Origin of the sequence: Embleya sp. NPDC056575, from assembly GCF_042793325.1 — a bacterium.
Taxonomy (GTDB): domain Bacteria; phylum Actinomycetota; class Actinomycetes; order Streptomycetales; family Streptomycetaceae; genus Embleya.
This window is the reverse complement of record NZ_JBHTVA010000062.1, coordinates 39,776-63,569: the sequence shown is the minus strand read 5'-3', so window position 1 is coordinate 63,569 and position 23,794 is coordinate 39,776. Positions and strand designations below refer to the sequence as shown.

Here is a 23,794-nt window from a genome sequence, read left to right as displayed (position 1 = left end):
GGCACGTGTCGCGGCGTGCGGCGCCGGCCGCCGTCCCGGTTCGGCCCGCAGGTGCCGGGCCGCCGGTCAGGCGGGCTGCGGGGCCGGCTCGGCGGCGAGGCGGTCGATCAGGCGCGGGGTGAGGGGGCCGACCAGGGTTCCGGCGAAGGCGTGGCGCAGGGCGGCGGCGCGCATTTCGTTGACCAGGGTGTGGGTGACCGTGGCCGGGACGACCCAGCCGCCGTGGATGTGGCCCAGTACGCGGATGCCGGCGGCGGGGACGTCGGCCGCGCGCAGCGCCGCGAGATAGTCCTCGGCCTGGTCGCGCAGCGGGTCGTATTCGGCCACCACGACCAGGGCCGGGGCCAGGCCGGACAGGTCGGCGGCGCGCAGCGGGGACACGAGCGGGTTGACCGCGGCCTCGGCCTCCGGCACGTAGTGCCGCGCGAACATGTTGAACTCTGCGACGGACAGGCCGGGTCGGGCCGGTCCGCCGGCGGCGGCCGGGTCCGGCATCGGGGTGAGGTCGAACGGCGCGGCGTCCAGGACCTGGAGGCTGGGCTGCGGCAGGCCGCGGTCGCGCAGCGCCAGGCACATCGCGGCGGCCAGGTTGCCGCCGGCGCTCGCGCCGCCGATGGCGACCAGGTTCGGGTCGATGCCGAGTTCGTCGGCGTGTTCCAGGAGCCACGCGTAGGCGGTCAGGCAGTCGTCCAGCGGGGTGGGGAAGGGGTGTTCGGGGGCGAGCCGATAGTCGACGTGGACCACGGCGCACGGGACGAGCGAGGCGACGGGTCCGCACTCGGCCTCGGCGGTGTCCAGGTTGCCCAGCACCCAGCCGCCGCCGTGCAGGAAGAAGTAGGCGGGGACGGGCGTTCGCGGGTTCCTCGGCCGCCACACCCGCACCGCGATGTCGCCGCCGGCGACGGGCACGGTGTGCTCGGTGACCTCGATGTCGGGCCCCGGCGGGAACGCCGCGAGCCGCATGGTGGCGGCCGACTGCGCGCGCCGCAACGCCAGATCCCGCGACTCGGGCTGCGCTCCGGCGGCCACACGCTGCAACAGTCGCACCACGGGCGGATCGATCCTCACAGGCATCTCCTTCGACAAGCCGGCCGAACGACCGGACAACTCATGGAATTCGCAACCGCAACGAAGCCCCGACCGACCGGCCGAAAAGCAACCCGTCCCGCCCCCCACGCAGCCACCGGGGCCGGCCGACCCGTCGGACGTGGAGTGACCCGTCCCGGCCATCGCGCGGCCGCCGGGTTGGGTCGGCGCGTCGGACGTGGTGTGACCTGTCCCGGGCTTCGCGCGGCCGCCGGGTTGGGTCGGCGCGTCGGGCGTGGTGTGACCTGTCCCGGGCTTTGTGCGGCCGTCGGCATCGGCTCGCCCGTCGGGCGCGGAGTGAGCCGCTTCGGCCTCTGTGTGGCCGCCTGCATTGGTCGAGCCGCCGGACGAGAAGTCGCTCGGCCCGGATGCCGCCCGCCCGACAGCCGCGCTCCCACCCGCACCGGACTCCGCGCGGCCGGCGGCCGGAGGTACGCCCGGGTTGGTCCCCACGGCTGGGAACCCACCCGGACCGCTCCCCGCCGAACCGCCGCCCGCATGGACGCCGCCCCCGCTCCCGGCCGGGGCGGCTTCGGTGCGGGCGCGCGGCACGCCCCGGGCCGGGTCGGCCTTTGCGCCACCGCCGGTGGCGGGGCGGGCGGTCGGGTCGGGTTCAGTCCCGGCGCCAGGCACGCTCCCGGCCGGGGCGGCCTTTGCGCCACCGCCGGTGGCGGGGCGGGTGGTCGGGGCGGCTTCAGCCCCGGCGCCAGGCACGCTCCCACCGGCGGCGGTGGCCGCGTGTGTGGTCGAGTCGGGTTCGGGCGCGACACCGCCCGCACCGGGCTTCGCGTCGCCGGCGGCCGAGGGCCCGTTCGGGTCGGCTGCCGGCTCGTGGAGGGCGGCTATCCGGCCCGTTGTGATCACCCGGTGGTACGCGTGTGCGCTGGGGTGGATCACGCGTCGCAGGTCGTTGTCGCGGTCGATGCCGATCAGGCCGAAGCGGGGGCGGTAGCCGTGTGTCCACTCGAAGTTGTCGAACGCGGACCAGTGGAGGTATCCGCGCACGTCGACGCCGTCCGCGAGCGCGGCCCGGACGGCGCGCAGGTGGCTGTCCAGGTAGGCCACCCGCTCGGCGTCGTCGGTGGTGGCGATGCCGTTCTCGGTGATGTAGATCGGCAGGCCGGTGGTCTTGCCGGCCAGCCGCAACATCTCGGTGAGCCCGTCCGGGTAGACCTCCCACCCCATCTGCGTGGTGGGCGTGCCCGCCGGCGGCTCGCCGAGTCGCTGCTGCTCCAGGGCCGCGTTCACCCGGGCGCGGGTGTAGTACTGCACGCCCACCCAGTCGCCCGCATCGGGCGCGTCGCGCAGGTGTTCCAGGTGCCGGGTGACCAGCGTCTCCCGGTACCAGTCAGCGAGTTCGACGTCGTCGACGCTGTCCGGGTCGGCTGGTTGTACCAGCGGGAGTTGCAGGCACACCCCCACCCGCGTGTTGGGCGCGGTCGCGCGCAACGCGGTCACGGCGGCGTCGTGCGCGCGCATCAGGGTCTCGTTGGCGGTGACCATGCGATCGCGATCGCGGTACCCGGGTGGGTGGTTGCCCTTCAGGTAGCCGTTGAACGCGACGATCTGCGGCTCGTTGACAGTGCCCGCGAAGGGGATGCGATCCCCGAGCCGCCGCCCGGCCTCGGCGGCGAACTCCGCGAAGATCTCGGGCGCGTCGGGGGCGAGCCAGCCGCCGGCTGCCGCGAACCACCGCGGCAGGGTGAAGTGTTGGAGGGTGACGAACGCCGTGAGGCCGTGCTCGCGCAGACCGTCCAGCACCCGCGCGTAGTGGTCGAACGCGGCGGCGTTCCACACCCCGCGCGAGGGGGCGAGCCGGGACCATTCGATCGACATCCGGTGTGCGGTGTGCCCGAGTTCGGCCAGCAGCGCGATGTCGGTCGGCCAGCGGCGCCACTGGTCGATGCCCGCGCCGCTGGGGTCGGCGGTGCGGCCGGCGTCCTCCCAGTCGATCCAGTCGTTGTCGGTCAGGCCGCCCTCGACCTGGTGGGCCGCGGTGGCCGCGCCCCACAGGAACGCGGGCGGGAAGTCCCGACCGCCGCCGTCGATCATCCTTGTACCTCCTCGGGCGCGCCGGCCTCGGCCGGCTCGGGATCGGTGGCCAGGTCCCGGATCAGCGTCCGGGCGTACTCCTCGATGCTGACCACCAGGTCGACCTCCTCGGGATCGAGCAGCCACTGGGAGGCGATGCCGTCGAGCGCGGCCAGGATCTCGATCGCCTTCAGCTCCGGGCTCACGTCCGCCCGCATCTCGCCGCCGCGCTGGCCCTCGCGGATCATCCCGGCGACCACCGCCCGCATCTCGCGGTAGCGCCGGACGAAGAAGTCGTGCTCCGGGTCGCCCGGATCCAGGTTCTCCGCGAGCAGCACCGCGAACAGCTTGGCCAGACCGGGCTGTTCGCGGTTGCGGTGGGCGAACGCGGGCATCTCGCGCAGCGCCTGGAGCCCGCCCACCGCGGCGATGTCCCGGGCGAACGCCTGGCTGCGCAGATCCCGGTGCTCGACCACGGCCCGGAGCAGGCCCTCCTTGCTGCCGAAGTGGTAGAGCAGGCCGGGCTCGGTGATGCCGACCCGCTGGGCCACCTCCGCCATACCGGTGCCGCGAAAGCCCGCCCGGGCGAACAATTCCGACGCGGCGGCGACGATCTCCCGACGTCGCTCCTCCCCCTTCGCGGTCGGCGCCTTGGTGCGGCCCCGGGCGCGGCCGACGGCTGGTTTACGTGCATCCGAATTCTCAGTCACATCGGCACTCTAGATTATTTACTTAGTCCTTAGTAAGTTCCATCTCGTCGAAAGTTCACGACACCTGGATCGGAGCTCACGCCATGAGCAGATCGAGAATCCTCCTCGCCCTGGGCGCGCTGTCCCTGACCCTGGCCGCCGCCGTCATCCCGACCGGCACGTCCGCCGCCCCGAACAGCACGCCGAACAGCGCCACGAACATCGCCGCGAACGCCGTCACGAACACAGCCACGAACATCCCGGCGAACACCACCTCGACCGCCGACCCGGCCGGCAAGAGCCTGACCTCCCCGCTCAAGGAGACGGTCTGGCTCTGTCGCCCGGGCCTCGCGACCAACCCCTGTAACCAGGACCTCGCCGGCAACCCGCAACGCCCGGGCCCCGACGGCACGTTCAGCGCCCGCTACCTCAACGGGGCGACCACCACCCTCGACGCCACCTCGGTCCGCGCCGACGGCTCGCGCGTACCCGAGCCGTTCGCCGCGCCGGCGAACCCGCAGATCGACTGCTTCTACGCGTACCCCACCGTCGACCTGCTGCCCAACCCGCTCCTGCGGATCGGGTCCCTGCCCCCGAGCCCGTCCAACAGCGCGCTCGCGGCCGCCCTCGACCAGATCGGCCGCTTCGCCGGTACGTGTCGGGTGTTCGCCCCGATGTATCGGCAGGCGTCGTTCTCCGAGCTGCTGGTCGGCGGCCTGGGCGTGCCGCTGGACGCGGAGACCGGCTCGCGCGACGTCTTGGACGCCTGGCGCGACTACTGGGCCAACCACAACACCGACCCGGTCACCCACCAGCGGCGCGGCGTGGTGCTCCTGGGCCACTCCCAGGGCACCGGCGTGTTGTCCCGGGTGATGCAGCAGGAGATCGACGGCAACCCGGCCGTGCAGGACCGGTTGGTGTCGGCGGTGCTGCTCGGCGGCTACCTCCAGGTGCCGATCGGCGGGACCCAGGGTGGCGGCGCCGACCCGGCCTCGACGTTCCAGCACATCCCCACGTGCGTACGCTCCGGGCCCCAGGCGCCGATCCCGACCGGGTGCGTGGTGGCCTACAACAGCTACGCGCTGCCGCCCGGCGGCGCTCTCCCGGCCGGATCGGCGTTCGGCCGCACGCCGATACCGGGGCACCGGATGATGTGCGTCAACCCGGCCGCGTTGTTGCGCGGCACACCGGCCGACACGGCGACGCCGCTGGACATGTACATGCCCACCCGCCGCCTGATGGACGGCAACTGGCTCAACCCGCGCGGCCACCTCGCGCACGTGTTGTCCGCGTACGAGTTGGCCGACGACCCCTCCGGCTACACCCGATACCAGGACAAGATCAGCGGGAAGTGCGCCTTCACCCAGGACGCGAACGGCACCGCGACCTGGTTCGACATCACCGGCGGCGCCGGGATGTTCCCCGACAGCGGCCTGTCCGTGCCGCTGGGCACGCACACCGTCGACTACAACGTGGCGATGGGCGACCTCACCGCGCTGATCGCCGCCCAGGCGAACACGTGGCGGGCGGCCCACCCGGCCTGACCAGACCTGCCCACCCGGGTCCGACCTGCCCGGCCTGCTCGGCCACCCGGGCCCACCCGACCCGGCCCGCCCGGCGCCCGCGCCACCTCCGCTCCACCGCACCCGCACCGCCGCAGCACCCGTCGCGCCCACCCGCGCCCCCGGGCCGTCCGGCGGCGATTCGAGCACGCCGCGAGGTCGGCCGAAATGCCCGGCCGAATCCATCGACCCGCGTAACCGTCGCGTGAATACGCCGGGTATCCCGACCGCACGCTTCCGTTACGTGTAACGGCCAACATTTCGGCCGGCCGACCGCACCGGGGAATTCGATTCCCGAATTCGTCCCGCGAATTCGACAAAGGACCAGTCATGACCATCCTGGGACGCCGCCGCGTAGCGGCCCTCGCCACCGCCGGACTCGTCGTGGCCGCCGTCGCCGGCTGCGGCGGCTCGAACACCTCGAAGGGCGCCGGCGGCAAGACCCTGACCCTGGCCGCCGCGGCCGACGCGGCGAGCCTGGACCCGGCGAAGACGGCCGGGGGCAACATGCTCGCCTACCTCCAGCCCCTGTACGACGCGCTCACCACGGTCAACCCCGACCAGAGCGTGGGCCCGGGCCTGGCCACCGCGTGGACCTACACCGACCCCGAGCGCCGGCACCTGCGGATGACCCTGCGCGAGGGCGTCACGTTCAGCGACGGCACCCCGTTCGACGCGTCCGTGGTCAAACAGAACCTGGACCGCATGGCCACGAGCAACGGACCCAGCTCGTTCGCCGTCGCCACCGTCGCCGGCGTCACCGTCAACAGCCCCACCGAGGTCGAACTGGCCCTGAAGACCCCCGATCCGGCGCTGCTGTTCAACCTCGGCCTGGTCGCCGGGATGATGGTCGGCCCCAAAGCGTTCGCCGACGCCAACGCGCAACCCGTGGGCACCGGCCCGTACATCCTGGACACCGGCCACACCACCCGCGGCGACCGCTACACCTACACCCGCAACCCGCGCTACCGCACCCCCGCCGCGTACCCCTTCGACAAGGTCGTGATCAAGGCGATCCCGGACACCAACGCCCGCACCACCGCACTGCTCACCGGCCAGGCCGACGCCGGCATCGGCGCCCCGGCGCGGATGGACGCCGCCAAACAGGCGGGCCTGACCGTGACCCGCCAACCCGGCCAGGTCACCGGCCTGTGGCTGGTCGACCGCGACGGCAGGATCGCCCCGCCGCTCAAGGACGCCCGCGTGCGTCAGGCGATCAACCACGCGGTCGACGGCCCCGGCATCCTCAAGGCCATCATGGCCGGCGTCGGCACCCCCACCACGCAGATGTTCGCGGCCGGATCCCCGGCCTACGACCCGGAGTTGGACCGCAAGTATCCCTACGACCCGGCCCGGGCCAAGCAGTTGCTCACCGAGGCCGGCTTCCCCGACGGCTTCAAGCTCAGCCTGCCCAGCGAGAACGCCTTCGTGCCCGCGATCTACCCGGTGCTGGCCGAGCAGCTGAACCAGGTCGGCATCAAGGTCGAGTACACCCCGGTGAGCACCAACCAGCTCTCCGTGCAGTACTTCAGCGGCCGATTCCCGGCGTTCATGTACGTCTGGGGCACCACGCAGAACTGGATCGACGCCAACGCGCTGCTGTCGCCGACCGCGCCGACCAACCCGTTCAAGGTCGACGACCCGGTCGCCGTCGACCTGCTGGCGCGGATCGCCACGGCGAGCGACCGGGACCAGGGCCCGCTGTACCGGCAGTTGAACGCACACGTGGTCGAACAGGCCTGGTTCGCACCGCTCTTCCGCGGTGAGACGGTGATGTTCTCGGCCAAGCGGATCACGCTGGGCAACCAGCCCGGGCAGACCTTCTTCTCCCTGTCCGACTACAAGCTCGCCGGCTGAGCGTCGCCATGATCACGTTCCTCACCCGTCGGTTGATCTCGGCCGTCGCCCTGCTGCTCGTGGTCTCCGCGCTGACCTTCTTCCTGATGGACCTGCTGCCCGACCCGGGCCGCGGCATCCTGGGCGTATCCGCCACCGACGAACAACTGGGCGCCAAACGCGAGGAATTGGGCCTGGACCGGCCGGTGGTGCCGCGCTACCTGGACTGGTTGTGGGCGGCGCTGCGCGGCGACCTGGGCACCTCGTGGACCACCGGCCTGGACGTCGCCGACTCGATCGGCACCAAACTGCCGGTGACGCTGTCCCTGACGCTGACCGCGACCGTGGTCTGCGCGCTGTTCGGCATCGCCCTCGGGCTGTTCGCCGCGATCCGGCGCGGGATCGTGGACCGCTCGGTGCACGTGCTCGCCGTGGCCGGCTTCGCGATCCCGGGCCTGTGGGTGGGCATCCTGCTGGTGGCCGTGTTCGCGGTGAAGCTCGACTGGCTGCCCGCCACCGGCTATGTACCGCTCGCCGAATCGCCCGTGGACTGGGCGCGTTCGCTGGTGCTGCCGGTGGCCACCATCGCCGTCTCCGGGATCGCCGCGATCGCCCAGCAGACCCGAAACGCGGTGGCCACGGTCCTGGAGCGGGACTACGTGCGGACCCTGCGCAGCCGCGGACTGCCGCTACGGCGCGTGCTGTTGGTCCACGTGCTGCGCAACGCGACCCCGCCCGCGCTGACCGTGGTCGGCCTCCAGTTCATCGGGCTGCTCGGCGGCGCGCTGGTGATCGAGCAGATCTTCGCGCTGCCCGGGCTCGGTTCGCTGGCCATCGGCGCGACCTCGCAGTCGGACGTACCCACCGTGCAGGGGGTCGTCCTGGTGAGCGTGTGCGTCGTGGTCTCCGTCAACCTGGTCGTCGATCTGGCGACCGGCGTGCTCGATCCGAAAGTCGGCATGAGATGAACGACAACCAGACCGCGGCGGTCGCGCCGCCGACCGCCGAGGCCCCGGTGGAGCGCGCGGACCGGGGCAAGCCCGCGGCCGCGCCCGCGCCGGCCTCGGCGCCGCGCCGGCACGGGCCCGCCGGGCGCTTCCTCCGGGACCCGATCGCGGTCGCCGCGTCGGCCATGCTGCTGCTGGTGATCGTGACCGGCGTGTTCGCGGGGCTGTTGAGCGAACACGGACCCAACAAGGCCGCGTTGGACGCGGTCCTGGCCGACCCGTCCGGCACCCATCCGCTCGGCGGTGACGGCTCCGGTCGTGACGTACTGAGCCGATTGCTGTACGGCAGCCGCACCAGCCTGCTCGCCGGCGCCATCGCCACCGGGGTGGCGCTGCTGATCGGCGTGCCCACCGGGCTCGCGGCCGGCTACGTGGGCGGCTGGTGGGACGCGCTGTCGAGCTGGGTGGCCAACCTGTTCCTGGCCCTGCCCGGCGTGGTGGTCCTGCTCGCGCTCGTGGCGGTGGAAGGGCCCGGCCTGGTCGGCTCGATGGTCGTGCTCGGCGTGCTCACCGCCGCCCCCGTCTTTCGGCTGGTGCGCGGCGAGGTGAAACGGGTGCGCGGGGAGCCGTACGTGGACGCGGCGCGGGTGGCCGGCCTGTCCGACCCGCGGATCATGGGGCGGCACGTCCTGCGCGTGGTGCGGGTCCCGATCATCACCCAGGCGTCGCTGATCTTCGGCCTCGCGCTGATCATCGAATCCGGCATCGCCTTCCTCGGCCTGGGCGAGGCGGACCGGGCCAGTTGGGGGGCGATGCTCAACGACGCCTCGGTCCACGTGTACGACAACGCGATGTTGTCGGTGTGGCCGGGCGCGGCGATCACCCTCACCGTGCTGGCGGTCACCCTGCTCGGCGCGGGACTTCGGGACGCCTTCGAGGACGCGCCGAAGCCCGCCCCGACCACGCGCCGCCGGCGGGTACGGGGGCCGGCCCGGGAGCGGGCGGTGGGCGTCGACACCGGCGCGCTGCTCGTGGTGGACGGCCTGGAGGTCGCCTACCCGGCACCCGGTGGCGAGGCCGCCGTCGTGGACGCGGTGTCGCTGAGCGTGGATCGGGGCGAAATCCTGGGCCTGGTCGGCGAGTCCGGGTGCGGCAAGACGCAAACCGCGCTGGCCGTACTGCGCCTGCTGCCCGTCGGGGGCGAAATCCGGGCCGGGCGGGTGGTGTTCGACGGGCGTGACCTCGCGGCGCTGTCCGAGCGGGAGGTGAACGCGCTGCGCGGGCGCCGGATCGGCTACATCCCCCAGGACCCGATGTCCAACCTCGACCCCAGCTTCCGGATCGGCGGCCAACTGGTCGAGCCGCTGCGCGCGCACCTGGGCCTGTCCCGCGACGCCGCCCGCCGCCGGGCCCTGGAACTGCTGGACCGGGTGGGCATCGCCGACCCGGCCCGGGTGTTCGCCGCCTACCCGCACCAGGTCTCCGGCGGCATGGCCCAGCGCATCCTGATCGCGGGCGCGGTCGCCGCCGAACCCGACCTGCTGATCGCGGACGAGCCGACGACGGCACTCGATGTCACCGTGCAGGCCGAGATCCTGGACCTGCTGCGCTCGCTCCAACGCGAGCACGGCATGGGGATGATCCTGGTCACCCACGACCTGGGGGTGGTCGCGGACATCTGCGACCGGGTGGCGGTGATGTACGCCGGGGAGATCGTCGAAACCGCGACCTCGGCGGACCTGTTCGCCCGCCCGGCGCACCCGTACTCCGCCGCGCTGCTCGCCGCCGTCCCGGACGGCGCCGGCGCCCGGAGCCGACTGCCCACCATCCCGGACCGGGTGCCCTCGGTGCACGACCGGCCGAGCGGCTGCCGATTCGCCCCGCGCTGCGCGTACGCCGCACCCGGCTGCGCGGTCCACCCGGAGCCGACCACCCACCGGGACGGGGCGGTGCGCTGCGTCCGGGTGGAGAACGAGGTGATCGTATGGAACCGGTGAACACGACGGCCGCCGCGGACCCGGCGCGGCCGCTGCTCGCGATCGACGAACTGGTGGTGGAGTACCGCACCGGCGGTCGGCGCCGCCCGCCGCTGCGCGTGCTGCACGAGGTGAGCCTGGAGGTGCACGCGCACGAAACGGTCGGCCTGGTCGGCGAGTCCGGCTCCGGCAAGACCACCCTCGGGCGCGCGGTACTGGGCCTCGCGCCGGTGGCGGGCGGCACGATCACCTTCGCCGGCACCCGAATCGACGGCCTGGGCCGCCGGGCGCGGCGCGCACTGAGCCGGGACATCCAGGTGGTGTTCCAGGACCCGTACGGCTCGCTGAACCCGTCGATGACCATCGGGGACATCCTCACCGAACCGCTCACCGCGCGGCACACGCACACCCGCCGGGCGGCGCGCGAGCGCATCGGCGAACTGCTCGACGCGGTCGGCCTCCCGGCGGACACCGCCGCCCGCTCGGCCCGCGAACTCTCCGGCGGCCAGCGGCAACGCGTCGCCATAGCCCGCGCGCTCGCGCCCGGGCCGCGCCTGATCATCTGCGACGAGCCGGTGAGCGCACTCGACCTGTCCACCCGGGCGCAGGTGATCAACCTGCTCGTCGAACTCCAGCAGGCCACGGGCGTGGCCTACCTGTTCATCGCGCACGACCTGTCGGTGGTCGGCCACGTGAGCGACCGGGTCGCGGTGATGTCGCGCGGCGAGATCGTCGAATGCGCGGACGCGGCGCGTGTCACCACCGACCCCGAACACCCCTACACCCGCAGCCTGTTGCTGGCCGCCCCGGTGCCGAACCCGGCCCGCCAGGCGGAACGGCGCGCGGCCCGGCATCGGTTGGCGGCGCAGGGGGCGCCGCTGGGGTAGTCGGGATCGGCCCGGACCGGCCGGTCCCGCGCTCGGGGCCGAGCCGGCGGGGTGGGTCCGAGTCCAGGCACGGGTCGGGTCCGCGAGTACGCCTCGCATGCGCCGTCCGGGCCGCTCGCGCCGGCCGCGAGCACGTCGGGGCACGCCGCCGGGCCGCTCTGCGGACTGCCCGCCTCGGCGCCGCGCGCCCGCGTGGACCGCCGTGACGATGGCGCGGGCCGGGCCGTCGACGGTGACGGCGCCCTGTGCGGTGCTCGCGCCCGGCGAGTGCGGCCGCCCGGGGCGATGCCGGCGAACCCGGATCCGGGTGTCCGCCGCGCCGCGATGCCCCGACCGCGAACGGGCCGTGCCCGACACGGTCGGCCCGCCCGTACGGCATCGCGCACCGGCGGCCACGCCGGGCCGGCGCCGCGATCGTCGCGCCGAGCGGGAGCGGGCCGGCCGTACCCGCTCTGGCATCATGGACAAGCGGAACCCTGTTCCGACGGCGGATCCGGCGGGAGAAGGGCGGCAGGGTGAAGGACGGCGTGGAGCGGCCCAAGCGGGTGGACGCGCGGCGCAACGAGGAGATCCTGCTCGATGCCGCCGCCGCGGTCTTCGTGACCTCGGGCGTGGAGGCCCCGGTGCGCGACATCGCGGCCCGGGCCGGGGTCGGCACGGGCACGATCTACCGCCACTTCCCGACCCGGGCGGACCTGATCATCGCGGTGTATCGGCACCAGGTGCAGACCTGCGCCGAGGCCGGACCGGAGCTGCTCGCGACCAGCGCGACGCCGTACGCCGCGCTGGGGCGCTGGATCGACCTGTTCGTCGACTTCCTGGTCACCAAGCACGGGCTCGCGGCCGTGTTGCAGTCGGACAACGCCGGCTTCGAGGCGCTGCTGCACTACTTCCTCGATCGGCTCCTGCCGGTGTGCGCCGAACTGCTGGCCGCGGCGGCGGCCGCCGGCGAGATCCGCCCCGACATCGAGGCGTACGACCTGATGCGCGGCGTCGGCAACCTCTGCATCGGCGCCGACAACGACTCGCGCTACGACGCGCGGCGGCTGGTGCAGATCCTGATCGCCGGCCTGCGGACGAAGCCTTAGCCGAGGCCCGCTGCGGGGGCGAAACGGTGCCGCGGGGGTTCGGCGCGCTCAGATCTCCACTACGGCGGCGGCCACCGCGCCGTCGCCGCCCAGGGAGGTGAGCAGGACGCGGGTGCCGCTGGGGCGGCCGGATTCGAGCACCATCCGGGCGGCGATGAGCAGGCCGGTGGCGCGCGGGCGACCGGTTTCCGGGCCGATGTCGGTGACCTGGTGGTGCTGGAGGCCGAAGTGGCGGCGGAAGGCACGGTTGGTCTCGGCGGACGGGGTGTGCAGCGCGACGTGGTCGATGGTCGACCAGGGGATGCCAGCCTGGCGCAGGGTCTGGGCGACCACGGCCGACACGGCGATCGGGTCGTCCCGCAGCGACGAGCCGTGGTGTTCCCGCCAGGACACGTGGACCCGGTCGACCATGGTGGCCACGACGGACCGGCCGGGTTCGACCCGGCGGGCGCCGGCGCCGACGCGCGGGCCCGCGGCGGGGGTGCGCTCCCGGGCAGGTGGCCGCAGCCGCGGGTGAGCGGCGCCGGCACGGTGTGGGTCGCGTACGGAGACCGCCAGCAGGCGATGCCGTTCCAGCCCCTTCTCCAGGACCAGGGCCGCCGCCGCGGGGTGCTCGTCGTGGGCGGGCGCCAGCACGATGCCGCGGTGCGCGGCCGGGTCGACCGCGAGGTGCGCGGCGAGGGTGCCGAGCGCGGACAGCGGATGATCGCCGCAGTGCACCGCGTGATAGGCGTGGATGCGCCCGACGCCGACCCGGTCGAGGACCAGCCGCCCGGACAACGCGATCGGCGCGCCGGCCGCGGCCTCGTCACAGAGCAGGCAGTACTGCCCGTCCAGGTCGCCGCCGCTCAGCCCGCAACGGTCCAACGCCTCGCGTACGGCGGCCTCGTCGAGGAGCAGCGACGACGTCGGCGCGGGGGCCGAGCAGCTTCCCACGGCGGCGATACCCAAGCCCGTGACCTTCATGGGGTTCTCCTCCCGGCGCGAAACGGCGGCCCCAGGTGCCCGACACCACCGCTCGGCATCGGGCACGACCCCCGGGAAACCGTCGAGCCCACCCGGGGCACGCATTGAGGAACGCGTCCAGAGCGAGCCCCGAGGGCCGTGCCGTGGATCCGACGCTACGTCCCCCGAGCCACCCCCACTCCCCGCCTTCACGCCCCCCTGACGTCCGAACCACCCCCACCTGACGCCCTCTTGACACACCCGCCCCCGCGCCCGCGGACCAACGCGCCACACCCCCGCAGCTCCGGCAGCACCCCACTCCCGTGAACGCCTCCTTCCGCATCAAGGACGCGTACGGATTCCGGGTGAACGCGTATGCGGGGCGTACGGGTTCGTTCCGGCAAAGGTGCAAGTCGTCGGTGCTGCCTAGCGTCGGTGTCATGCGGGGGAGCAACAGCACGGGGAACAGCGGGAATTCGGGTCCGAGACCGCGTGCTCGGCGTGGTCGTGGCGGGGGGATGGCGCTCCGGGGTCGGCCTCGCCGCGACCATCCGGTGGGTGCCGGGGGTGGGCGCGCGAGGCGGTTGACCACGCCCGCCGTGCTGCGGCTCCTGACGACCGGCGTGGTCGTGGCGCTCGTCGCCTACCTCGGCGTCCTGCTCGCGGCGGTCTCCGCCGCCGACGACGGGCTGCGTACGGTCGGCGCCGGCGCCGGTCCGCGCGTGGTGTCCGCGAACGCGCTGCACGGGGCCCTGTCCGGGATGGACGCCGAGTTGGCCGACACCGTCCTGGTCGGCGACGAGCCGGGGCTGGGCTTCGCCCGGGAGCAGGCGGCGGCGAACTACGCGGCCGACCGCAAGGCGCTCGGCGACGCCATCGAGGAGACCGGCGCCGGCATCGAGGGCGACGAGGCCCGGCGCACGCTCGCCGACCTCGTCGACAAGGTCGGGCTCTACGACAACCTGGCCGGGCAGGCGACCCTGCTCGACCGGCAGTCGGACGCTCGCGCCCTGACCGACGCCTCACCCGCGCTGCCGGTGCTGCGCCAGGCGGCCGACCTGATGCGCGACACCCTGCTGCCGGAGGCCGATCGCCTCTCGGCGGCCAACGCCGGCGCGGTCGAGGCGACCTATCGCGACACCTACGGGCGGGCCCGCGACCTGGGCGGCTGGTCGCTCGCGCTCGGCCTGGGCGCGATCGGCGTCCTGCTCTGCGGGCAGGCGTTCGTGGCCGTGCGCACGCGCCGGGTGGTCAATCCGGGGATGCTGATCGCGACCGTAGTGGTCGTGGCGCTGGTGTGGACGGGTACCGGATCCACCCTGGCCGGCGCCGAGCACCTGCGTACCGCCAAGAAGGACGCGTTCGACTCGGTCCTCGAACTCACCAGGGCCCGGGCCGTGGCCACGGACGCCAACCGCGACGAGAGCCGATTCCTGCTCGACCGCGCCCGCGCGGCGGACGCGGAACGCGCGTTCGAGGCCAAGTCCCGCGAGCTGGCCGGCTTCGACGGGGTGCGACTCGACGGCTACGCCGAGGCGTTGCGCTCGGCGATCACCGGCCTCCCGGGCCTCGCGAAGGGGGCGACCCCGCCGTTCGACGGGCGGTTCGGCCGGGAGTTCCGCAACATCACCTTCGCCGGCGAGCGTGCGGCGGCCGAGGACGCGCTGCGCTGGTACGCCCGATACCAGGACTACGACAGGCAGTTGCGCACCATGGTCGCCCGGGGCGACCTGCGGGGCGCGATCGACTTCGACACCAGCCACCGGGAGAACAACTCCAACTGGGCCTTCGACCACCTGATCGAGTCGCTGGAGGCCGTCACCGCGATCAACCGCACGCACATGGACGCCGAGGCGAACGCCAGCCGCGACGCGCTCGCCGACCTGGGCCCGATCGCCACGCTCCTGGTCCTGGCCGCGGCCGGGGTGACCTGGGCGGGCGTACGGGCGCGCCTGGTCGAGTACCGCGCCGGCGAGGCCGCGCCGGCGCACATCCGGCTGCGTCGACCCACCCACCCGGGCCCGCCGCCCGGCCCGGCCGGGCCCGCCGCCCTCGACCGACCCCGACCGGCCCCGGAACCGGTCCCCGCGGCAGCCGTACCGGCCCGGCGCTGAGCCGAACCCCGGCCGCGGCGGCCGGGACTCACAACCAGTCGTTGCGGCGGAAGGCGCGGAACATCAGGACACAGGCACCGACCATCACGACCAGCACGCTCGGATAGCCGTACGTCCACTTCAACTCGGGCATGTGTTCGAAGTTCATCCCGTAGATGCCCACTATCAGCGTCGGGACGGCCAGGATCGCCGCGATGGCGGCGATCTTGCGCATGTCGGTGTTCTGCCGGACCGTCACCCCGGCCAGGCTCGCCGAGAGTATCGAGTCGAGCAGTTCGTCGAACGCCACGAGCCGTTCGCGCACCTGGGCCAGGTGGTCGGCCACATCGCGCAGATAGGCGTCGAAGACCGTACCGTCCCCCGGCAGGCCCCCGTCGGCCAGCCGCTCCAGCGGCCGGGCCAGCGGCAGTACCGCGCGCTTGAACTCGATCAGCTCGCGTTTGAGCTGGTAGATGCGCTCCGCGTCGTTGCTCGGCCGGGGCGAGAAGACCTCCTCCTCCAGGCGTTCGAAGTCGTCCTCGACCTTGTCCGCCACCAGCAGGTAGTCGTCCACGACCCGGTCGGTGATCGCGTGCACCACCGCGGCCGGGCCGTGCCCGAGCCGCTCGGGATCGGCCTCCAGGGCCTGGCGCAACTCGACCAGCGGCGGCGCGCTGCCGTGGCGCACGACCACGACGAACTTGTCGCCGGCGAAGACCATGATCTCGCCGGTGTCCACGACCTCGCTGGTCGCGGTCAGCGCGTCGTGCTCGACGTAGACGATGGTCTTGAGCACCAGGAAGAGGGTGTCGTCGTAGCGCTCCAGCTTGGGCCGCTGATGTGCCTCGACCGCGTCCTCCACGGCGAGCGGGTGCAGGTGGAAGGCGGCGGCGATCTCGGCCAGGTCCTCGGTGAGCGGGGCGTGCAGCCCGATCCACACGAAGCAGTCCTCGCTCGCCTCGGCCGCGTCGAGCGCGTCCTGCAACGGCACCTCACCGGGGCGCCGGACCCCCTTGTCGTAGAGCGCGCAGTCCACCACCACGGGCGCCCGCCGAGCCCCCGCGGCATCCGCGCCCGCCGGTACCGCGCCGCCGGGCCGAAAGCGCTTCGTCGTCCGCCACGAGCTCATCGTCCTGCTCCCGAATCGAGGATGTCCCGCCCGATCGTAGGCGGCACCACCCCTTTGCGGGGGGCCTACATCGCAGGAATCCCGGCGGCACGCCCCCCGCGGGGCGGGCCGCGGCCCCATCCGCGCGGACCCGCCGGCCCGGGGCACGGGCGCCGCCGCGCGCGAGCGGTAGCGTCCTGCGGAATCGACCGAAGGAGCAACCGTCGGACGGCGATGGCGAGTTCCGTGGACCGACCGACCCGCATCCCAAGGCGGCGCCGCGCGTGGCAGGCGCGCCGGTGCCGTGCCGCGACGGGCTGTACGTGGACGTCGAGCCGGACCACCTCGACGGGGCCGCGATCTCGTTCGCGGCGACCGACGGGTTTGGGACGGTGGAGTACGTGGGTCGGCTCGCCGAGGACGCGCCGACCCTGTTCGTGGACACGCACAGCCTGATCAACGACCACCGCTCCCGGCGCGAGCTGCGCTTCGCGCGGGCGGAATTCCCGAACGGATGAACGAACGAGGAGTCGCGGCGGCGCGCGATCCCCGATCCGGGAGCGAGGCCGCCGTCGGGGCGGAGCCGGGCCCCGGGTATTGCTAGATTGGGCGCGCCCCCGCCGCACGTGTCTGCGGCCTCCGCCTATTTTGGGGATCTCGTGCCGCTCAGCACCGACGTGTCCAGTCCGGAAATCGACCTCGCGGCCGTTCGCGAGGAGTACGCGGCCCTCGCGGCCGAGGGACTTCGCCTCGATCTCACCCGGGGCAAGCCCTCGCCGCAACAACTGGACCTGGCGAACGGGCTGCTCTCGCTGCCCGGCGGCGACGACTTCAAGGCCGCCGACGGCACCGACTGCCGCAACTACGGCGGGCTCAACGGCCTGCCCGAGCTGCGGGAGATCTTCGCCGGGCTGCTGCAGGTCCCGGCCGCGCAGCTGCTCGCCCTCGGCAACGCCAGCCTGACCCTGATGCACGACGTGATCGCGCACGCGCTGCTGTCCAAGGTGCCCGGTGCCGAGCGTCGCTGGGTGGACGAGCCCGAGGTGCTGTTCCTGTGTCCGGTGCCCGGCTACGACCGGCACTTCGCGCTGTGCGAGCGGTTCGGTATCGGCATGGTCCCGGTCCCGCTCACCGGCGAGGGCCCGGACCTGGCCGCGGTCGAGGCGCTGGTCGCCGCCGACGCGCGGATCAAGGGCATGTGGTGCGTGCCCAAGTACAGCAACCCGAGCGGGGAGAGCTACAGCGACGAGACGGTGCGCCGGCTCGCCGCGATGCCCACCGCCGCGCCGGACTTCCGGCTGTTCTGGGACAACGCCTACGCGGTGCACCACCTGACCGACAAGCCGGTCGAGCTGCTGTCGATCCTGGACGCCTGCGCCGAGGCGGGCAACCCCGACCGCGCGTTCGTCTTCGGCTCGACCTCGAAGATCAGCCACGCCGGCGCCGGGGTGGCCTTCTTCGGCTCCTCCGCGGCGAACACCGCCTGGCTGACCGGGCTGCTGGCCAAGCAGACCATCGGCCCGGACAAGGTCAACCAGCTGCGGCACGTGCGCTTCTTCGGCGACGCGGAGGGCGTGCTCGCGCACATGGAGCTGCACCGCGAACTGCTGGAGCCGCGCTTCGCCGCGGTGTACGAGGTCCTGGATCGCGAACTGGGCGCGCTCGGCATCGCGAGCTGGACCCGGCCCGAGGGCGGCTACTTCGTCAGCCTGGAGGTGCCGGACGGCTGCGCCGCCGAGGTGGTTCGGCTGGCCAAGGAGGTCGGCGTCGCGCTGACCCCGGCCGGCGCCGCGTTCCCCGAGGGCAACGACCCGCGCGACCACCACATCCGGCTGGCCCCCAGCTACCCGACGGTCGACGAGGTGCACCGCGCGATGCGGGCCGTCGCGGTCTGCGTCAAGCTCGCCGCCGCCGAGGCCGCAGCGAAGTAACGCCGCCACACCCGACGACGACCCGGCCCGCCCCCCCCGAACGGGGTCGGGCCGGGTCGCGTTTTCGCGCCGACACCTCGCGCGGGTGCTGTACAGGGGTGGGTACAGCACTTGTCATGCGCGGTGCGGCGCCGGCGGGTTCGATCAGCCGATCGGTGGCGCGAGGTATTCCAGCGCGTAACCGTCGCCGGAGGGGGTCACGCGGGCGATGCCGGGTGAGTCGAGGTGGGCGCCGGCCACGAAGTGGTGTGGCCGGCCGAGTCGTTCGAGCAGCGCCGCCCGTGCGGCGCGGGCCTGGGACTGGTCGCCGTCGAACTCCCAGGACACCTTCGGCCGTTCGAATTGAAGCGTGGGAACGTGCACGGTGTCGCCCCAGGCGAGCAACCGGGCCGCGCCGCTCCGGACCTCGTAGACGGTGTGACCGGGGGTGTGGCCCGGCGTCGGGATCGCGGTGGTCCAGTCGTTGATCGCGACCGTCTCCGTCACCGGTACGACCCGGTCGCGGATCGGTTCGAGCCGTCCCGTGCACACCGAGGCGTCGCCCGCGCCGATCCACACGCGTTCGAGCTTGGGGAACGCCTCCGAACCGTCCGGCGCGATCAGGCCGCTCACGTGGTCCTCGTGCCTGTGGGTGATGGCCACATCGGTGACCTGCGCGCGGTCGATTCCCGCTTCGTCGAACGCGTCGTGGAGCAATCCCATGGTGGGCTCGTGCCAGACGTCGGACGCGCCGGTGTCGACCAGCACCGACCGTGTGCCGTCGGTGAAGAAGAAGGCGTTGACCGCCAGCCGCAGGTTGTCGCCGGCCAGCGGTACGGCGGCCGGCAGCTCGTCGAGCGTGCACCCGTGCTCGTCGCGGAGCCGGGTCGGCGGCATGTCGATGTACCCGTCTCGCAACGCGACCACCCGCAGATCGCCGAATTCGAACGTGGCATGGTGCCGGCCACTCGAGATCAAACGCATGGAACCCCTCCGTCGTGTCGAACGCACACCGTGAGTCTCTGATAGAAGACGCTGAATCTCCTATAGAAGAAACCCTACACTGTGGGCAGTGCGGCATCCATCGATCGAGGAGCACGGTGGTCGAGCAAGACGAGAACGCGGCCGAGCCACGGCACGGTGACGACCTGGCCGGCGCGTTCGGCGGCAATGTGCGGCGACGCCGCGAGGAGGCGGGTCTGACGCTGGAGCAGTTGTCCACGCGGTCGTCGGTCAGCCGGGCGATGTTGTCCAAGGTCGAACGCGGTGAGAAGAGCCCGACGATCGGCGTCGCGTCCAGGATCGCCCACGCGCTCGACGCGTCGCTCTCGGACCTGATCGGTGCGCCGGCCGCCGCCGGGGCCGGGGTGGCCGTTGCCATGCGCAGGAACGATCGCCCGGTTTTCCGTGACCCGGAAACGGGCTTCGAGCGGCACATCGTGTCGGCGGCGCCGGGCGCGGGGCGAGCCGAGATGGTCGTCCACCACCTCCCGGCGCAGGTCTCCACGGGGCTGCTGCCCGCGTACCCGCCGGGTACGGAGAAACAACTCGTGGTGCTCCAGGGCACCCTCACGGTCGCGATCGGCGGGATCAACGAAACCCTGGACACGGGCGATTCGCTGTTCTTCCAAGCCGACGCGGACCACGGCTTCGCCAACCGCACGAACGCCCCCTGCGAATACATCATGGTCATCTCCCGCAGAGCCTGATCGACACCGGACCCCAGCCCCCACAGGGCCACACACCACGAGGCCAAGGCCCAAACCCCGATCCACGGGGTACGCCCGCACGCCACCCGGCCGCCCCCCCAACCACGCCACTCCCACCCGGCTCCGCACCCGCACCCGCGCGGCTCCACCCCAGAGCCCGCCCCCACCCGCGCGGCTCCGCACCCGTGCCTGTTCGCCTCTGCACCTACGCCCGCGCGGCTTCGCCCTCGTGCCCGCTCGCCTGCGCCCGTGCCCGCTCGCCTTCGCGCCCGCACCCGCCCGGCTTCGCGCCGTACCCGCTCGGCTCCTTGCCTGCGCCCCCGGCTCTGCGCCCGCACCCGCCCGCCGATCCGCCGCCTCGGGAGATCCGCTGGGTCACCCGGTGAATATCCACCGGTCGGCCCGGAGTCCCTGGCCGCATCCCGCACCGCGCCCGCGGCGCCGCATCTCGCCCAGCCCCCGCGCGCCACGCTGCTGCGCTGCCCCGTCACGCGGTTTCGCGGCGCGACTCGGGTGCAGCGAAGCTCCGTTGGTTCGCTGTCGCCTTGCCGACGTCTCCGCGCCGCGCAACCCGCTCGGTCGTCTCGCCGCGTTCCCTCGCCGCTCCGCGCCGCCGTTGGTTCGCCGCCGGTACCGCCACGCTGCGCCACACGGCGCGCCACCTCTCCGCGCTCGCGCTCGCCCGCCCGGTCTCACCGCTCGACCGCGCTCGCGCTCGACCGTGTCGTGCTCCGGCTTCGTGTGTGGCTGTTGGTGGGTGGGGTCGTTGACTTTGGCTGGCTAACGGTGTTAGCTTCGAGGTGTTCGAGGGTACGGCACGGGGAAGAAGGCGACGGCGATGACCGAGTTCCTGGAGATCGAGGGTGGGCGGCTTGCCTACGATGTGCGCGGCGAGGGACGGCTGGTGGTGCTTTCGCCCGGCATGGGCAACAATCGGTCGGCCTTTCGGGAGCTTGCGGACATCCTGCTCTCCGCCGGATACCGCGTGGCCTGCGTGGACCTGCGCGGTCACGGCGAATCGACCGTCGGATGGTCCTCCTACACCCGCACCGACACGGCGAACGATCTGCTCGCCCTGATCCGGGAGTTGGGCGGCGGCCCGGCCGTCATCGTCGGACACTCCTTCTCCGGCGGATCGGCCACCATCGCCGCGGCTCGGGCACCCGAGCTGGTCGACGCCATCGTGGAGATCGCCCCGTTCACCCGGGCCCAGAAGATCGACTTCCGAGCACTGGGGTCCAACGCCCGCTACCGCAAGGGCATGACCCTGCTGATGGGCGCCGGCATGCTCCGCAACGTCGGATTGTGGAAGCGCTACCTCCACCACGCCTACCCGGGTACCAAACCGGCCGACTTCGACGCCCGAATCGCCACGCTCGACGCCGAATTGCGCCGCCCGGGACGGATGGCCGTGATGGCCAGGATGGGCATGGTCCCGCCCACCGACGCCGGCGCCGAACTGGGCAACATCCAGTGCCCGGCGCTCGTCCTCGAAGGCACCCTCGACCCCGACTGGCCCGACGCCGGCGCCGAGGGCCGGGCCGTCGTCGACGCCATGCCCAAGGGCCTCGCCCGGCTCGAACTCGTCGAGGGCGCGGGCCACTACGCGCACGCCCAGTTCCCCGACCGGGTCGCCGACGCGATCCGCTCCTTCCTGGAGCAGCCGGCCCACGACTGACGTCCGCCCCGATCACGAGCGGGTCGCCGACCACCGCGTCGGCGGCCCACACGTGCGTCCCGAGCCTCAGCGGCTGCGCAGACGGGTGATCGCTTCGGCCTTGGGGGTGTAGGCCCGCGGGAGGCGCAGGCCCGCCGTCAGGGCGGCCAGCACCTCCTCCTCCGCGTGGTGATACGTCAGCGCGTCGGCCAGCAGGACGTCCGCGTCGGCGGCCGGCAGCGCCACCGCGCCGCCCTCGTCGAGCAGAATCGGATCGCCCTCCACCAACGCGGTGTCGCCGATCCGGATCGGGCCGCCGATCTCGGCCACATGAACCGCCCCGCCCGGCCCCGCCGTCGCCTCGGACCGGGCCCACACCCGCAACCCCAGCCGGGCCACCGCCGGCACGTCCCGCACCGCCCCCTCGATCAACGCGCCGACCGCCCCCCGGGCCAGCGCGGCGGTGCTCAGGATCTCGCCCCACACCGCCCCCGGAGCCGCGTCCGCGCCGCCGATCACCACCACCCGGCCGGCCAGGTCCTCCGCGAGCAGCGCATGCAGCGGCTTGAGCCCGTGCGTGCCCGCCCCGGCCGCCAACCGCACCGTACGCGCCGACCCGAGCACAACACCCGAACCCCGGTGGAACGGCCGCAACGGCGGCGTCAACCACCCCGCCCGACCCCGGAGTTGCAGCACATCGGCAAGCGCGGCGGTGGCGGGCAGCGGCCCGGGCACGACGTCGGTCACGAAGAAGTCCTCTCGCTCAGCAGGAACTTGCGGATCTTGCCCACGGAGGTACGCGGCAACTCCGCCACCCGCTCGAAGCGCACCGGCCGCTTCGCCTTCGCGAGCCGCGCCGCGCACCACTCGGCCAGGTCGTCGAGCGCGGCCGGTTCGACCCCCGGCGCGGCCACCACGAACGCCACCGGCACCTCGTCGCGCATCTCGTCCGGCACACCCACCACGGCCGCCTCCAGCACCGCCGGATGTTCGGCCAACACCGCCTCGATCTCCACGATCGAGACATTCTCCCCGGCCACCTTGAGCACATCGCCACGCCGACCGGCGAAGTGGAAGTGCCCGTCCGGGTCCACCCGAGCGCGGTCGCCGGTGACGAACCAGCCGTCCCGGTAGGCGGCGGCGGTGGCGGCCGGATCGTCGAGATACCCGGCGAACAGGCTCACCCCGGGCTCGCCGCCGACCACGATCTCCCCGTCGTGCACCGCCACCACGCACCCGGGCGTCGGCCGACCCATCGACCCCGGGATCGGCGCCGCGACGGGATTGCTCAGCACCGCCGGGATGGTCTCGGTCATGCCGTACAACTGGCGCGGCCGACAACCGCCGAGCAGCGTCGCGAAGCGCTCGTACTGCTCGTCCGTCACGTTCTGCGCGTACCAGCAATGCCGCACCCGCAGACCGGCGACCGGCTCCCGCCGCGCCGTCCGGGTCAGGATCATCCGGATCGGCGCGGCGAACAGGCTGACGTGGGTGACCAGATGCCGAGCGGCCTGGGCGACGAAGCGGCTCGCGGAGAACGTGGGCAACAACACCACGCTCGCCCCCACCGCGATCGCCGCCGCGAAGGAGTAGTACTGCGCGTTCGCGTGGAACATCGGCAGTACGACGAACTGCCGGTCATCATGGCCAAGTTCGGCGGCAGCGGCCATGACGTCGCCGGCGAAGGCGTAGTTGGCCTGAGTGACCATCACACACTTGGGCGCCGCCGTCGTACCGGAGGTGAACATCAGCCCCGCGAGGTCGTACGGCCCCGGCGGGGGAGTATCACCGGCCACTGCCGGCCGACCCGACAGGACCGCAAGCGCGGTGTCGTCCTCCCCGACCTCGACCACGACCGCCGCCGGGTTCGAATCCCGCGCAGCCGCCCGGTAGTCGGCGGCACGCGAGGGCGCGCAGAACCCGAGCCGGACCCCCGTCCGCCGCAGGTGCGCGGCCAGTTCCGGGGCACTCGCCGACGGATCGTGGCAGACCATCGCCGCGCCGATCCGGACCAGCGCGAGCCACAACGCCACGTACGCCGGGCAGTTGCGCAGCGCGATGCCGACCCGGTCCCCGGGCCGCACGCCACGTGCGGTCAGCCCGCCGGCCACCCGCGCCACGAGGGCGTCGAACTCGCCATAGGTCCAGCGGGTCACCTCCCCGTCCGGTCCCTCCCAGATCAGGAACGGCGCATGCGGCCGACCGGCCGCGGTCGCGGACCAGCGCGCGGCGAAGGTGGGCGCTTCGGACGCCACATGAACCTCCAAGGC

At 73.2% G+C, this 23,794-nt stretch carries 18 protein-coding genes; 11 read left to right on the top strand and 7 right to left on the bottom strand.

Annotation, left to right across the window (positions count from 1 at the left end):
- Positions 1 to 66 precede the first annotated feature (66 nt).
- Positions 67 to 3,138 (bottom strand): family 1 glycosylhydrolase, encoded by a 3,072-nt coding sequence (locus ACFRCG_RS36735; protein WP_380039640.1) that lies wholly within the window; start codon positions 3,136 to 3,138, stop codon positions 67 to 69.
- On the bottom strand, positions 3,135 to 3,827 hold the full coding sequence (locus ACFRCG_RS36730; RefSeq protein WP_380039638.1) for a TetR/AcrR family transcriptional regulator: 693 nt from the start codon (positions 3,825 to 3,827) through the stop codon (positions 3,135 to 3,137). The genes ACFRCG_RS36735 and ACFRCG_RS36730 overlap by 4 nt, the downstream gene beginning before the upstream one ends.
- A gap of 83 nt (positions 3,828 to 3,910) precedes the next feature.
- On the opposite strand from ACFRCG_RS36730, the gene ACFRCG_RS36725 reads away from it, so the two are divergent.
- The 6 genes from ACFRCG_RS36725 to ACFRCG_RS36700 all read left to right on the top strand — a co-directional run bounded on the left by ACFRCG_RS36725 (position 3,911) and on the right by ACFRCG_RS36700 (position 12,102).
- On the top strand, positions 3,911 to 5,350 hold the full coding sequence (locus ACFRCG_RS36725; RefSeq protein WP_380039636.1) for a DUF3089 domain-containing protein: 1,440 nt from the start codon (positions 3,911 to 3,913) through the stop codon (positions 5,348 to 5,350).
- A gap of 348 nt (positions 5,351 to 5,698) precedes the next feature.
- Entirely contained in the window at positions 5,699 to 7,225 is a 1,527-nt protein-coding gene (locus tag ACFRCG_RS36720; protein WP_380039634.1) for an ABC transporter substrate-binding protein, read from the top strand.
- Between the two features lie 8 nt (positions 7,226 to 7,233).
- Positions 7,234 to 8,172: an ABC transporter permease gene (locus tag ACFRCG_RS36715; RefSeq protein WP_380039633.1), complete on the top strand. Its 939-nt coding sequence runs from the start codon at positions 7,234 to 7,236 to the stop codon at positions 8,170 to 8,172.
- Positions 8,169 to 10,148 carry a dipeptide/oligopeptide/nickel ABC transporter permease/ATP-binding protein gene (locus ACFRCG_RS36710; protein WP_380039631.1) on the top strand — a complete coding sequence of 660 codons (1,980 nt, stop codon included), beginning with the start codon at positions 8,169 to 8,171 and terminating at the stop codon, positions 10,146 to 10,148. Before ACFRCG_RS36715 ends, ACFRCG_RS36710 begins: the two co-directional genes overlap by 4 nt.
- The gene (locus ACFRCG_RS36705; RefSeq protein ID WP_380039628.1) at positions 10,136 to 11,014 is read left to right on the top strand and encodes an ATP-binding cassette domain-containing protein; all 879 of its coding nucleotides are present in this window, start codon (positions 10,136 to 10,138) and stop codon (positions 11,012 to 11,014) included. The genes ACFRCG_RS36710 and ACFRCG_RS36705 overlap by 13 nt, the downstream gene beginning before the upstream one ends.
- A gap of 515 nt (positions 11,015 to 11,529) precedes the next feature.
- Complete coding sequence (locus ACFRCG_RS36700) at positions 11,530 to 12,102, top strand: TetR/AcrR family transcriptional regulator (RefSeq protein ID WP_380039626.1); 573 nt, start codon at positions 11,530 to 11,532, stop codon at positions 12,100 to 12,102.
- Positions 12,103 to 12,150: 48 nt separating this feature from the next.
- Here the strand turns inward: ACFRCG_RS36700 and ACFRCG_RS36695 are convergent, their stop codons facing one another.
- The gene (locus tag ACFRCG_RS36695; RefSeq protein WP_380039624.1) at positions 12,151 to 13,068 is read right to left on the bottom strand and encodes a 3-oxoacyl-[acyl-carrier-protein] synthase III C-terminal domain-containing protein; all 918 of its coding nucleotides are present in this window, start codon (positions 13,066 to 13,068) and stop codon (positions 12,151 to 12,153) included.
- A gap of 563 nt (positions 13,069 to 13,631) precedes the next feature.
- On the opposite strand from ACFRCG_RS36695, the gene ACFRCG_RS36690 reads away from it, so the two are divergent.
- Positions 13,632 to 15,161: a hypothetical protein gene (locus ACFRCG_RS36690; RefSeq protein WP_380039622.1), complete on the top strand. Its 1,530-nt coding sequence runs from the start codon at positions 13,632 to 13,634 to the stop codon at positions 15,159 to 15,161.
- Positions 15,162 to 15,189: 28 nt separating this feature from the next.
- On the opposite strand, the gene ACFRCG_RS36685 is transcribed toward ACFRCG_RS36690, so the two are convergent.
- Positions 15,190 to 16,269, bottom strand: a complete 1,080-nt coding sequence (locus ACFRCG_RS36685) for a magnesium and cobalt transport protein CorA (RefSeq protein ID WP_380039621.1) — start codon at positions 16,267 to 16,269, stop codon at positions 15,190 to 15,192.
- Positions 16,270 to 16,532: 263 nt separating this feature from the next.
- Here ACFRCG_RS36685 and ACFRCG_RS36680 point away from each other — a divergent pair, with 263 nt between their 5' ends.
- Positions 16,533 to 16,766, top strand: a complete 234-nt coding sequence (locus tag ACFRCG_RS36680; protein WP_380039619.1) for a hypothetical protein — start codon at positions 16,533 to 16,535, stop codon at positions 16,764 to 16,766.
- 141 nt (positions 16,767 to 16,907) lie between these two features.
- Positions 16,908 to 18,179, top strand: coding sequence for an aminotransferase class I/II-fold pyridoxal phosphate-dependent enzyme (locus ACFRCG_RS36675; protein WP_380011852.1), 1,272 nt, complete (start codon positions 16,908 to 16,910; stop codon positions 18,177 to 18,179).
- 144 nt (positions 18,180 to 18,323) lie between these two features.
- Here ACFRCG_RS36675 and ACFRCG_RS36670 read toward each other — a convergent pair whose 3' ends face one another.
- On the bottom strand, positions 18,324 to 19,142 hold the full coding sequence (locus ACFRCG_RS36670) for an MBL fold metallo-hydrolase (protein WP_380039617.1): 819 nt from the start codon (positions 19,140 to 19,142) through the stop codon (positions 18,324 to 18,326).
- Positions 19,143 to 19,258: 116 nt separating this feature from the next.
- On the opposite strand from ACFRCG_RS36670, the gene ACFRCG_RS36665 reads away from it, so the two are divergent.
- Positions 19,259 to 19,867: a helix-turn-helix domain-containing protein gene (locus ACFRCG_RS36665; protein WP_380039615.1), complete on the top strand. Its 609-nt coding sequence runs from the start codon at positions 19,259 to 19,261 to the stop codon at positions 19,865 to 19,867.
- An 838-nt stretch (positions 19,868 to 20,705) separates the two neighbouring features.
- A complete protein-coding gene (locus ACFRCG_RS36660; RefSeq protein WP_380039613.1) occupies positions 20,706 to 21,545 on the top strand; it encodes an alpha/beta fold hydrolase in 840 nt (279 codons plus the stop codon).
- Between the two features lie 66 nt (positions 21,546 to 21,611).
- Here ACFRCG_RS36660 and ACFRCG_RS36655 read toward each other — a convergent pair whose 3' ends face one another.
- Both ACFRCG_RS36655 and ACFRCG_RS36650 read right to left on the bottom strand, forming a co-directional pair.
- A complete protein-coding gene (locus tag ACFRCG_RS36655; RefSeq protein WP_380039611.1) occupies positions 21,612 to 22,271 on the bottom strand; it encodes an RraA family protein in 660 nt (219 codons plus the stop codon).
- The gene (locus ACFRCG_RS36650; protein WP_380039609.1) at positions 22,268 to 23,779 is read right to left on the bottom strand and encodes a class I adenylate-forming enzyme family protein; all 1,512 of its coding nucleotides are present in this window, start codon (positions 23,777 to 23,779) and stop codon (positions 22,268 to 22,270) included. Before ACFRCG_RS36650 ends, ACFRCG_RS36655 begins: the two co-directional genes overlap by 4 nt.
- Positions 23,780 to 23,794 lie beyond the last annotated feature (15 nt).